Annotated in this window: 9 protein-coding genes, 1 tRNA gene and 2 rRNA genes; 4 read left to right on the top strand and 8 right to left on the bottom strand. The window is 41.2% G+C overall.

Translation table 11 applies throughout. The features are described 5' to 3' along the window. Positions 1-31: 31 nt before the first annotated feature. From J536_RS13165 to J536_RS13150, 4 genes are all read right to left on the bottom strand, one after another. The gene (locus tag J536_RS13165) at positions 32-532 is read right to left on the bottom strand and encodes a DUF2726 domain-containing protein (protein ID WP_005065664.1); all 501 of its coding nucleotides are present in this window, start codon (positions 530-532) and stop codon (positions 32-34) included. Between the two features lie 314 nt (positions 533-846). Then, entirely contained in the window at positions 847-3,225 is a 2,379-nt protein-coding gene (locus tag J536_RS13160) for a YgiQ family radical SAM protein (protein WP_005065662.1), read from the bottom strand. 211 nt (positions 3,226-3,436) lie between these two features. After that, positions 3,437-4,696: an esterase-like activity of phytase family protein gene (locus J536_RS13155; protein WP_025469756.1), complete on the bottom strand. Its 1,260-nt coding sequence runs from the start codon at positions 4,694-4,696 to the stop codon at positions 3,437-3,439. 150 nt (positions 4,697-4,846) lie between these two features. Next, on the bottom strand, positions 4,847-5,251 hold the full coding sequence (locus J536_RS13150) for a helix-turn-helix domain-containing protein (RefSeq protein ID WP_005065659.1): 405 nt from the start codon (positions 5,249-5,251) through the stop codon (positions 4,847-4,849). 81 nt (positions 5,252-5,332) lie between these two features. Here J536_RS13150 and J536_RS13145 point away from each other — a divergent pair, with 81 nt between their 5' ends. From J536_RS13145 to J536_RS0104490, 4 genes are all read left to right on the top strand, one after another. Beyond that, a complete protein-coding gene (locus tag J536_RS13145) occupies positions 5,333-5,818 on the top strand; it encodes a DUF2938 domain-containing protein (RefSeq protein ID WP_005065657.1) in 486 nt (161 codons plus the stop codon). An 18-nt stretch (positions 5,819-5,836) separates the two neighbouring features. Further along, positions 5,837-6,403, top strand: a complete 567-nt coding sequence (locus tag J536_RS13140) for a flavodoxin family protein (RefSeq protein ID WP_005065655.1) — start codon at positions 5,837-5,839, stop codon at positions 6,401-6,403. Between the two features lie 4 nt (positions 6,404-6,407). Beyond that, entirely contained in the window at positions 6,408-6,641 is a 234-nt protein-coding gene (locus tag J536_RS13135; RefSeq protein ID WP_005065652.1) for a DUF2798 domain-containing protein, read from the top strand. A 280-nt stretch (positions 6,642-6,921) separates the two neighbouring features. Then, positions 6,922-7,530: a lytic transglycosylase domain-containing protein gene (locus tag J536_RS0104490; protein WP_080630986.1), complete on the top strand. Its 609-nt coding sequence runs from the start codon at positions 6,922-6,924 to the stop codon at positions 7,528-7,530. Positions 7,531-7,585: 55 nt separating this feature from the next. Here J536_RS0104490 and cysK read toward each other — a convergent pair whose 3' ends face one another. The 4 genes from cysK to J536_RS13115 all read right to left on the bottom strand — a co-directional run bounded on the left by cysK (position 7,586) and on the right by J536_RS13115 (position 12,335). After that, a complete protein-coding gene (gene cysK, locus J536_RS13130) occupies positions 7,586-8,584 on the bottom strand; it encodes a cysteine synthase A (protein ID WP_005065649.1) in 999 nt (332 codons plus the stop codon). A 123-nt stretch (positions 8,585-8,707) separates the two neighbouring features. Then, positions 8,708-8,822, bottom strand: a 5S ribosomal RNA gene (gene rrf, locus J536_RS13125). Between the two features lie 186 nt (positions 8,823-9,008). After that, positions 9,009-11,899 (bottom strand): 23S ribosomal RNA (locus J536_RS13120). A gap of 360 nt (positions 11,900-12,259) precedes the next feature. Next, positions 12,260-12,335, bottom strand: a tRNA-Ala gene (locus J536_RS13115). Between the last annotated feature and the right edge of the window lie 107 nt (positions 12,336-12,442).

Raw genomic sequence — 12,442 nt, 5'->3', positions numbered from 1 at the left:
CTCTCAGATTAGTTGCGCTAATGTCGAATTTTTAAGGCTTCACAAAAGCATTTGACATTCTTTCTAGCTGGGGTGTCGCATGCAAAGTTGCTAACTCTGATTCAGAACTCAATAAATCTCTTCTTAAGTCATGATAATCAGGCACACTACTATAATGAAGCACACGATAGCCAGCCAATTGTAATAGGCGACGCTCATATTGTTGATGCGCTCGGCGTAAACCGTTTTCCCCTAGAACAACGACTACAATTACCTGATAATTTTGATCAAGCACAACAAAATCAGCTGACATATTTTGATATTTACGACGTGTATGCGCGTATTTTGTAGTTAGAAGTGCATCAAAAGATACATGCGCTAATACGGTAAATTTGGGCAAAACAGTTTGTAGTCTGGTTAAGGTCATTTGCTCATGGCTAGTTAACACTGCACGGCGCTTTAAAGCACTATCATGTTGATGCCTTCGTGACAGACTTTTCACTGCCATAACAACAACCAGAAATAATAATAAGATCGTGATTAAATAATACATGGGCCTAATCCTTTAAGTTTTTTATAATGATTTTGCTAGATCACACTTTGTTTTAATTGATAACGACACAGCCGTTTTTTAAAAGGTTCACTTAGTAATTTCACTTGTAGTTATCAAGCTTGGCTTAAATTTAGCCACCCTCACATTATTTATAATCATAGAATCAATAACAATCAAGTGCAGCTCGTCAGATTTTGGCTATTTATCATTATTCGTTACGTTTTTTGTACTTTAAATCCTCAAAAATCTCATTATACGATTTAAATAGAGTTATAAAAAACAAAACAGGCTCTATTTAAGAGCCTGTTTTATCATTATCCACGAACTTTAGATTTAGGTTTACTTTTCCCGCCAAACGGTCTTTTTTCTCCTGTTTCACGGGGAGGTAAACCATTATGTTGCGTTAGAACCTGTCCTTTTTGTGGACGCTTTTGATTCGAATGATTATTCGTTTGCTGGTTATTTCGTTTAACCGAATCACCTGCTGTAGACGAATTTTTCTTGCGAGCAGACTTATATTCCCCTTCTGTGCCTTTTGGCTGATAAGTCGGAATTAAATGCTGCTTCGAATTACCAATTAAATCTGCGCGACCCATCTCTTTTAGGGCCTCACGAAGTAATGGCCAGTTGTTTGGATCATGATAACGCAAGAATGCTTTATGCAGACGACGGCGTTTTTCACCTTTTACAATATCAACTTTTTCAGTATAGCGAGCGACTTTAGCAAGTGGGTTTTTGCCCGAATAATACATGGTTGTTGCAGTTGCCATTGGCGATGGATAGAAAGTCTGTACCTGATCGGCACGGAAACCATTCTTTTTCAACCAAATTGCAAGATGCATCATGTCATAATCTGAAGTACCCGGATGTGCTGCAATAAAGTAAGGAATTAAATATTGCTCTTTTCCTGCTTCTTTACTGAAACGGTCAAACATTTGTTTGAAACGATCATACGTACCAATACCCGGTTTCATCATTTTAGATAACGGGCCTTGCTCGGTATGTTCAGGAGCAATTTTTAAATAACCACCTACGTGGTGCTGTACTAATTCTTTGACATATTCAGGGTTGAGTACCGCAAGGTCATAACGTAAACCTGAACCAATCAGAATCTTCTTTACACCTTTAATGGCACGCGCTTTACGATAAAGCTGCACTAAAGGTGCATGATCCGTATGCAAGTTTTGACAAACACCCGGATATACACAAGAAGGTTTACGACAGTTTTTCTCAATTTCAGGATCTTTACAGTGCAAACGGTACATGTTTGCTGTTGGGCCACCTAAATCTGAAATAATACCGGTGAAGTTTGGTGCAGTATCACGGATTTTTTCAATCTCACGTAAGATCGAGTCTTCCGAACGGTTTTGAATAATACGCCCTTCATGTTCTGTAATTGAACAGAATGTACAGCCGCCAAAACAGCCACGCATAATGTTGACCGAGAATTTGATCATATCAAATGCAGGGAAACGAGCATCACCATAAGTAGGATGTGGCAAACGTGCATAAGGTAAATCAAACACATAATCCATTTCCTCTGTAGTTAGAGGAATTGGAGGCGGGTTAATCCACACATCTCGTTCACCATGGCGTTGAACGAGTGCACGAGCATTACCTGGATTAGTTTCAAGGTGCAAAATACGGTTTGCATGCGCATAAAGCACTTGATCATTTGCCACTTCTTCAAAAGAAGGCAAGCGAATAACCGCCAACTCTCGTGGTGGCAATTTGTGTTTAATCGCTTTTGACGGTGCCGGCTTTAATTGAACGATTTGAGTGTCGTCATCAAGTTTGTCGCCTTCACGCACAATCGGATTTGCAACAATCTCTTTTTGGAAATTTTGATACTGAGCTAAAGAGTTACCCTTTTCTTTTTCAACCTCACAGCCATCAATATCTTCTGTCATGACATATGGGTTAATAATTGGATCAACACGCCCAACCGTATCTACATCATTACTCGCAACTTCAACAAACTTTGCTTTTGATGCTTTGTTATGTTTATTAATAATAAATGCCGTACCACGAACATCTGTAATCTCGTGGATTTTCTCACCTTTAGCCAAACGATGCATTACATCAATAATGGCGCGCTCACCATTACCATACATCAGCAAATCAGCTTTTGAGTCCATCAAAATCGAACGACGGACTTTATCTGACCAATAATCGTAGTGTGCGATACGGCGTAAACTGCCTTCAATACCACCTAATAACACAGGTACATCAGGGAATGCTTCTCGACAACGTTGGCAATAAACTGTTGCTGCGCGGTCTGGACGTTTATTTGGTTCATTATTTGGAGAATATGCATCATCCGAACGGATTTTACGATCTGCCGTATAACGGTTAATCATCGAATCCATATTACCTGCGGTTACACCCCAAGCAATTGTTGGCTTACCTAAAACTCGGAAGCTTTCAACATTGGTCCAGTCTGGCTGCGCAATAATTCCGACACGGAAACCTTGTGCCTCAAGCACACGTCCAATCACACCTGATACAAATGATGGATGGTCAATATAAGCATCACCACAGACTAAAATAAAGTCACACGCATCCCAGCCGAGTTGGTCCATTTCTTCTCGTGACATCGGCAAAAATGGTGCGGGTTCAAAACACGACGCCCAATATTTGTCGTAATCAAACAGCGCTTTGGGCGCAGTCTGCATGGTGTAGGCAGTAGACATGGCTTGCGAATCTCGGCTAGCAGATGAAGGAGAGACATCTAAAGATGAAAGCCGATCATTTTAACATGAATTTCATTCATTTTCCCTGTTTATAAAACATGCGAAAACAACAATATAGAAATTAATTTGATTAAAGTTTATTCAATATTTTTTCTTGGAATAAATACGGCGGACCAAAATCCGCCGCAGTTTTAATTTTTATTTATAGAACTTAGAACAAAGCTTTTGGCAAACGGATCTGAATAATCTCGTTATCGTCAGCCAGTTTTGCGTTACGTCCTGTCGAACCAGGGAAGTTATTATCATTGAAAACCGTCAGCGTTGTGCCATTTTCAATAATCACATCTTCAATGGTTTCAAATGGAAAAGCAAAAACCTGTCCCGTACCAATATCCCCTGCTCTAGCTGTGCCATACAACATATTCTGGTTAGCAATTTTAATTAAATCGACTAAGTCTTCGCGGCTGACTAGCTGGCCTGACTCATTTAATTTAATACGAATTAATTTTTTATAACCTCCTAAATTATTCTGCGTGGCATCACGTTCAATAATAATACCCTCATTATTATTAAAGAGTTGGAAATCCCCAATATTGGTTGCCTTACTGTCTAACTGGAACCAATAATATTTTCCTGTATACGCTTTTTTCTTCACATCAAATTGAGAAATCAATAATTGTCTTTCCGTTTCTCGAATTGATTTAATTGGCTTTTCTATAAGAGGGTAAAGATACTGCCCATCTGGCGAAATCGCCATTCCTTCAAAACCGCCACTTTGTTGAACTAGAGGTTCTACAAAATTAATTTGTGCTTTATTAAACTGATTTTGTGGTGAACGTAATTCTTGAGTCGGATTTAACGGATTTGGCAGAGCAATCGGTGCATCTAATAACACGCCATCTGCTGAGAAATGGAGTAAATATGGACCAAATTCATCTCCAATCCAGTAGGTCCCGTCACTAGTACGCTGCATCGACTCTGGGTCAAAATCAGCACCCGTTAATAAACGCTCAGGTGTATTACCATTGATGATATTAAATGGAATTAATTTATTCGGATCACGCAGTTGGATAAAGCTTTGTACAGTAACTTGGCTCGTGCCTTTAGCTTTAGTTTTGAAATCAGGCTTTATTTTATAAATACGAAGTAAAAAGTCTGATGAATTATCTTGAGTGCCAAAACCGTTATCGGCCATTGCCATATAACTGCCATCTTCATTTTTTAATGCAGCAGAAAAGCCTTGTACAGGTTGACCTTTAAATGGAGGATAAATTCCATTTGCACCTTTCACATATGCGCCAGAGTCTGGACCAGCAGCATAAGTTTCTACAGGTAACTTAGCAAAAGAAATTAAGGTTGGTTCGGTAACGTTTTCAGTAGGTGAAGTTTGTTCGTGGTCGTTATCATCATTACATGCCGCCAATCCTAAACTGGCACAGCATAATAATACCGCTAATGTTTTTTTGCTCATGGTTTTATACATTTGGTAAAAAATTAAGCAAATTTAATCAAGCTTATATGAAATTTTTACTTCAAAAAGATGAAATCTTTATGGCAAAAATATGACAAGACTAACTATTTAATACAACCTTAAAAATTCGACTTCTTTGCTGAAAACTGATTAAAGTTTTGTTGGCTGATATTCTCCAGCAATTGCTGCTTTTAAAAATTTTTGGAAAGTTGGACATTCCATATGATTTTCAGCAGGACATACAGCAGCATGTTCTAATCCTTGGCTGATAAAATGCAATCGTTTTGCCATTTGCTCTAATTGTTCAGCTTTATCTTTTAATTTTTGCCGATCAAGCTCAGGCTTACCATCTTGTCCAAACATTGCAGCGATCTCATTTAAAGAAAAACCCGCAGCGCGACCTAAAGAGATTAATGCCAATTGATCAATTACCTTCTTGCCATATTGTCGACGTAAGCCTTGCCGCCCTATCGATTTAATTAGTCCTTTCTCTTCATAAAAGCGTAGCGTTGCAGTTGTGACTTTTGCCTTCTTAGAAACTTCACCAATATCCATAATAACCTCTTGACTTCAAGTGAACTTGAACTTGCACAATAAATTTATCACGTTTCATACGTATAAAAGCAAGGTGTAAAAATGAATACCTCTACGTTGTTCTTTCAAGCTTTATGTCTTGGTATTGGTGCAACTATATTTATGGATATCTGGCTGTTCATATTAAAGATATTCAAAATTCCGACCTTAAATTTTGCCTTCCTCGGTCGCTGGGTTGGTTGGATATTTCAAGGGAAACTTATTCATCAATCTATTGCAAAAAGCCCCTCAATTAAGCATGAGTATTTATTGGGTTGGATTGCTCACTATAGTGTTGGGATTATCTTTGCATTGAGTTTTCTTTTCATTATTGGTTCAACTTGGCTTAGCCAACCTCAGTTTTATTCAGCACTTCTATTTGGTGTAGTCACCGTCCTCATTCCATTTTTTATTATGCAACCTGCGATGGGTGGTGGCTTTGCTTCATCAAAAACACCTCATCCTTTTTTAAACTGTCTAAAAAGTTTGATGAACCATATTGTTTTTGGTTGTGGCTTATATCTCACTGCAAAACTATTTCAAATTTAAATAAAGAGGAGACTACTCATGAAAACTATTGCCATCATTTACCATAGCCGCCAAGGCCACACCCAATTTATTGCTCAGCAAATTCAAACTGGTATTTTGAGCCATAAAAATATGAAAGCAGATTTACTCAATACTGAAGATATTATCAACAGCCCAGAAATTCTCATCCAATATGACGGCTTAATTTGGGGATCCCCCACTTATTTAGGTGGTGTATCTTCCAAATTAAAACAACTCATGGATGCAACTGGTCCATTATGGAAAAAACAAAGTTTTAAAGGAAAATTAGCGGCTGGATTTACCGTTTCCTCCCTTCCTGCTGGTGATAAACAATCGACGTTAATTTCGATTTTCACCTTTTGTATGCAACACGGCATGTTATGGGTCGGTAATCCAATCATGCCTGAACAGCACAAAGGCATTCCTTATACGCAAGCAGCCAACCGTCTCGGTTCATGGTCAGGCTTAATGGCTCAAGCTGAACATGGCAGTAATGCAGATGGTTTTGATGAAGGAGATATTAAAACTGCTCAACAATTTGGAGAAAATTTTGCATTGACCTTAAATGCTTATCAAGGAATATAAGGCCATGAAAGCACAGAAACTTTTATTCCTCTTAATTTTATCAGGAATGATGTCTTTTATAGTTTCAGGTATTTCAACTTTCAAGGCTGTAGGGCTAAATCATCACTTCGTTTCATTATGGTTATCGGCTTGGATCATTGCATGGATATTAGCTTTCCCAAGTGTATTGATTTGTGCTCCTATAGCCCAGAAATTAGTCGACATCATATCTAAGAAAGTTGAAAAAAAACGACTGTAAGTTAAAACGTACAAAACTTGCGGTGATTTGCGGATATTCAGCTTTAGTATTTTTTCATAGTATATAAATCATAGAGAGACAGGATGTCTCATTGAAGAAGAATAAGAACGCAGGAAGCGGTAGTTGACAGGAGTTAACTACATAAAGCTGAATACGAAGAAACCTCGACAGGATGTCGGGGTTTTTTCATTTTAATTATACAAAATTCTTACTTTATAGATGTGCTGAGCAACAGAACTTATATTGATCCGATAAGTACGGCTGAATACCATCATTTTATTTGAAATTTGATTATTGGTTTTGTATTTTGCTTACCTCATCTTTAGCTCAAGATCATTTTGAACCATCAGAATTACACCGCCTTAGCTTCAAATTTTTTATTATTGCATTGATGACAATAATGACAGGGTGTACAAGCTTAGGACCTAACAGTGGCTCATTTTCTTGGCGCTCCAATAAACTCTCGTCTGGCTTACAAAAAGCTTATTCTGTTCCAGCGAGTACAGCCAATCGGCTATCTCCAATGATTATTCAAAGTGCTGACCAATATAATGTCCCCCCTCTTTTACTCGCAGCAGTCATCAGGCAAGAGTCTAGTTACAATAGTAATGCTCGCTCTCCTACTGGTGCTGTCGGTTTAACTCAAATTATTCCGAGTTATTGGCAACAAACTTGTGCTGGGAATTTGTATGATGAAACTACTAATATCCAATGTGGGGCTTATATCTTAAATCACTATTATCAGTCAGCTGATAGTTGGTTCAAAGCAACAGCTTATTATAATGTGGGACCGACTGGATATGAGCGAAGCTTCTGGACACGACACAAAGCAAAAAAATATGCTCGATCTGTGAAACGTCATCAGAAAAATTTAAAAAGTGCATTATAAATTCAGATCAAATAAAAAAGCCCATCTATTAATGGGCTTTTTTACATAGTTAATTTTATTCGTCAAATAAACCTTCAAATAAAACAGAAGATAAATAACGTTCTCCGCTATCAGGAAGAATAACAACTATTGTTTTACCAGCATTTTCACGACGCTCTGCAATTTTAGCTGCAGCAGCCAAGGCAGCTCCACTTGAGATACCTACCAAAATACCTTCTTGAGTTGCACAGTTTCTCGCCCATTGAATTGCTTCTTCACTACTCACTGGTAAGACTTCATCAACCAAATCTAAATCAAGATTTTTTGGAATAAAGTTTGCACCAATCCCCTGAATTTTATGGGGTGCAGGCGTAATACTTTCACCATTTTTAGTTTGAGTAATAATTGGAGACTCAGCAGGTTCAACTGCTACTGAGTACAATGGCTTATTTTGGACCTGTTCAAAATAACGAGAAATACCCGTTATCGTACCTCCAGTACCTACGCCAGCAACTAAAATATCAACCTGCCCACCTGTTGCTTGCCAAATTTCTGGGCCAGTTGTGTCCACATGAATTTGTGGATTGGCTGGATTTTCAAATTGTTGTGGCAAAAAATAAACATCTGGCTGTTCAGTTGCTAATCGTACCGCTTCATCAACCGCCCCTTTCATCCCTTTCGCCGGTTCAGTTAGAACTAAATTAGCACCTAAAGCTTTTAATACTTTTCTACGTTCAAGACTCATGCTGGCTGGCATAGTCAAAGTAATTGCATACCCCTTCGCTGCCGCAACAAAAGCCAATGCAATCCCTGTATTACCACTAGTTGGTTCAACTATATGCATGCCTTCTTTCAACACACCTCTTTTTTCTGCATCTGCAATAAGTGCAGCCCCAATACGGCATTTCACAGAAAAGGCAGGATTACGACTTTCTACTTTCGCTAATACAGTTGCACCAGTTTTAATTAAACGGTTGATGCGAACTAAAGGAGTATTACCAATAGCTTCTGCATTATTTGTATAAACTGCAATACCTAAATTATTGGGTGTTGGGAATTGTTGATCGGTAGACATGTTATATCCTTATTAGACTTGATATGAATTTCTTCCATTATAATCATATAAAGAATTGACGATACAAATTCCCCCAATAAAAAAACACCCCCATTCATTGGAACGGGGGTGTTTAGAATAATGAGCTGGCGATGACTTACTCTCACATGGGTAACCCCACACTACCATCAGCGCTAAGAGGTTTCACTTCTGAGTTCGGGAAGGGATCAGGTGGTTCACTCTTGCTATGGTCGCCAGCACAACTGGTATGGATACTTGCTTCGTTTTATTCACTGTGTGATACGTTGCGTTTTCCAAATCTTTACAGATGGGCTGATTGAATCTTACTTTATTTGTTCATTTTAGCTAGTAGTATAACTAAATCAAGTTGCTTTGCATGTTTATGAATCGATTGATGCTTCATATACAACTGCTTGGGTGTTGTATAGTCAAGCCTCACGAGCAATTAGTATTGGTCAGCTTCACATATCACTATGCTTCCACATCCAACCTATCAACGTCCTAGTCTCGAACGGCTCTTTAGAGGAATAAATTCCTAGGGAAATCTTATCTTGAGGTAGGCTTCCCGCTTAGATGCTTTCAGCGGTTATCCCTTCCGAACATAGCTACCCGGCGATGCGACTGGCGTCACAACCGGTACACCAGAGGTTCGTCCACTCTGGTCCTCTCGTACTAGGAGCAGATCCTCTCAAATTTCCAGCGCCCACGGTAGATAGGGACCGAACTGTCTCACGACGTTCTAAACCCAGCTCGCGTACCTCTTTAAATGGCGAACAGCCATACCCTTGGGACCTGCTTCAGCCCCAGGATGAGATGAGCCGACATCGAGGTGCCAAACACCGCCGTCGATATGAACTCTTGGGCGGTATCAGCCTGTTATCCCCAGAGTACCTTTTATCCGTTGAGCGATGGCCCTTCCATACAGAACCACCGGATCACTAAGACCTACTTTCGTACCTGCTCGACTTGTGGGTCTCGCAGTTAAGCGCGCTTTTGCCTTTATACTCTACGCGTGATTTCCGACCACGCTGAGCGCACCTTCGTACTCCTCCGTTACTCTTTAGGAGGAGACCGCCCCAGTCAAACTACCCACCAGACACGGTCCTCGTCCCGGATAACGGGACAGAGTTAGAACCTCAACATTACCAGGGTGGTATTTCAAGGACGGCTCCATTGGAACTAGCGTTCCAACTTCAAAGCCTCCCACCTATCCTACACAAGTAAGGTCAAAGTTCAGTGTCAAGCTGCAGTAAAGGTTCACGGGGTCTTTCCGTCTAGCCGCGGGTACACTGCATCTTCACAGCGATTTCGATTTCACTGAGCCTCTGCTGGAGACAGCGCCGCCATCATTATGCCATTCGTGCAGGTCGGAACTTACCCGACAAGGAATTTCGCTACCTTAGGACCGTTATAGTTACGGCCGCCGTTTACTGGGGCTTCGATCAAGAGCTTCGCTTACGCTAACCCCATCAATTAACCTTCCAGCACCGGGCAGGCATCACACCCTATACGTCCACTTTCGTGTTTGCAGAGTGCTATGTTTTTAATAAACAGTTGCAGCGGCCTGGTTTCTGCGGCTGTCGTCAGCTCAGGAAGCAAGTTCCATCACCAACAACAGCGTACCTTCTCCCGAAGTTACGGTACCATTTTGCCTAGTTCCTTCAGCAGAGTTCTCTCAAGCGCCTTGGTCTACTCGACCTGACCACCTGTGTCGGTTTCGGGTACGATTCCTGTGTAACTGAAGCTTAGAGACTTTTCCTGGAAGCATGGTATCAGCCACTTCACTGTACAAGTACAGCTTGCTATCGGATCTCAGTATAGAGTACCCCGGATTTGCCTAAGATACATACCTACATCCTTCCACCTGGACAACCAACGCCAGGCTGACTTAACCTTCTCCGTCCTCTCATCGCATTACACAGAAGTATTGGAATATTAACCAATTTCCCATCGACTACGCCTTTCGGCCTCGCCTTAGGGGTCGACTCACCCAGCCCCGATTAACGTTGGACTGGAACCCTTGGTCTTTCGGCGAACGGGTTTTTCACCCGTTTTGTCGTTACTCACGTCAGCATTCGCACTTCTGATACCTCCAGCATACTTCTCAATACACCTTCATCGGCTTACAGAACGCTCCCCTACCACTTGACTAATGTCAAATCCGCAGCTTCGGCACATAGTTTTAGCCCCGTTACATCTTCCGCGCAGGCCGACTCGACTAGTGAGCTATTACGCTTTCTTTAAAGGGTGGCTGCTTCTAAGCCAACCTCCTAGCTGTCTATGCCTTCCCACATCGTTTCCCACTTAACTATGATTTTGGGGCCTTAGCTGGCGGTCTGGATTGTTTTCCTCTTGACTACGGACGTTAGCACCCGCAGTCTGTCTCCCGGATAGTACTCATAGGTATTCGGAGTTTGCATCGGTTTGGTAAGTCGGGATGACCCCCTAGCCGAAACAGTGCTCTACCCCCTATGGTATTCGTCCGAGGCGCTACCTAAATAGCTTTCGGGGAGAACCAGCTATCACCAGGCTTGATTAGCCTTTCACCCCTATCCACAAGTCATCCCCTGGCTTTTCAACGACAGTGGGTTCGGTCCTCCAGTTAGTGTTACCCAACCTTCAACCTGCTCATGGATAGATCGCCTGGTTTCGGGTCTATACCCAGCAACTAAACGCCCTATTAAGACTCGGTTTCCCTACGGCTCCCCTATACGGTTAACCTTGCTACTGAATATAAGTCGCTGACCCATTATACAAAAGGTACGCAGTCACACCACGAAGGTGCTCCCACTGCTTGTATGCATGCGGTTTCAGGATCTATTTCACTCCCCTCACAGGGGTTCTTTTCGCCTTTCCCTCACGGTACTGGTTCACTATCGGTCAGTCAGGAGTATTTAGCCTTGGAGGATGGTCCCCCCATATTCAGACAAGGTTTCACGTGCCTCGCCCTACTCGTCATCATTATGTGTGCCCTTTCGTGTACGGGAATATCACCCTCTACGTTCGCACTTCCCAGAGCGTTCCACTAAAACACACATAACTTAATGGGCTGATCCCCGTTCGCTCGCCGCTACTGAGGGAATCTCAATTGATTTCTTTTCCTAAGGGTACTGAGATGTTTCACTTCCCCTCGTTCGCCTTGCAACACTATGTATTCATGTTGCAATACCTACCTTAAAGTAGGTGGGTTTCCCCATTCAGAAATCTCCGGATCAAAGGATATTTGCCGCCTCCCCGGAGCTTTTCGCAGGCTATCACGTCTTTCATCGCCTCTGACTGCCAAGGCATCCACCACATGCACTTAATTACTTGACTATACAACCCCAAACAGTCGTCAACACCTACAAGTGAGTGTTGTCCGTGCGATTCTTCATCACTACTATCTGTTGCCTGTGTACTTAAACACTGTACAGCTTCAATCTAAATTCATATACCAAAACGCTTGATTCAGTTAATTTGCTAGTTCTCAATTAACTCTAAGATCAGAATTACTTCTTCTCTCTTTGTTATTGAGTGAACAATTTATTTCAGACTCAATTTTGCCAATCTGTTAATGAATAAACACGCCTTCGTCAGGTCATGCTTAATACCGTGATACTTAAATCACAGAAGTTAATAAACCAAGACCGAAATCTCTATTTACTAATTTCTGTAATCCGAACTTCTCTTAAGTTCTGGTGGAGACTAGGAGAGTCGAACTCCTGACCTCCTGCGTGCAAAGCAGGCGCTCTACCAACTAAGCTAAGTCCCCAGCTTACATCATCAGTCATGTATCTTTTATCTATAACTTCAACCAGTCAAAGTCATGGTGGGTCTGACAAGACTTGAACTTGTGACCCCACGCTTATCAAGCGTGTG

The sequence above is a fragment of the Acinetobacter sp. 809848 genome (assembly GCF_000581275.1).
GTDB classification, from domain to species: Bacteria; Pseudomonadota; Gammaproteobacteria; order Pseudomonadales; family Moraxellaceae; genus Acinetobacter; species Acinetobacter pittii.
Note: the sequence above shows the minus strand (reverse complement) of the source record. Positions and strands in the feature narration are given on the sequence as shown.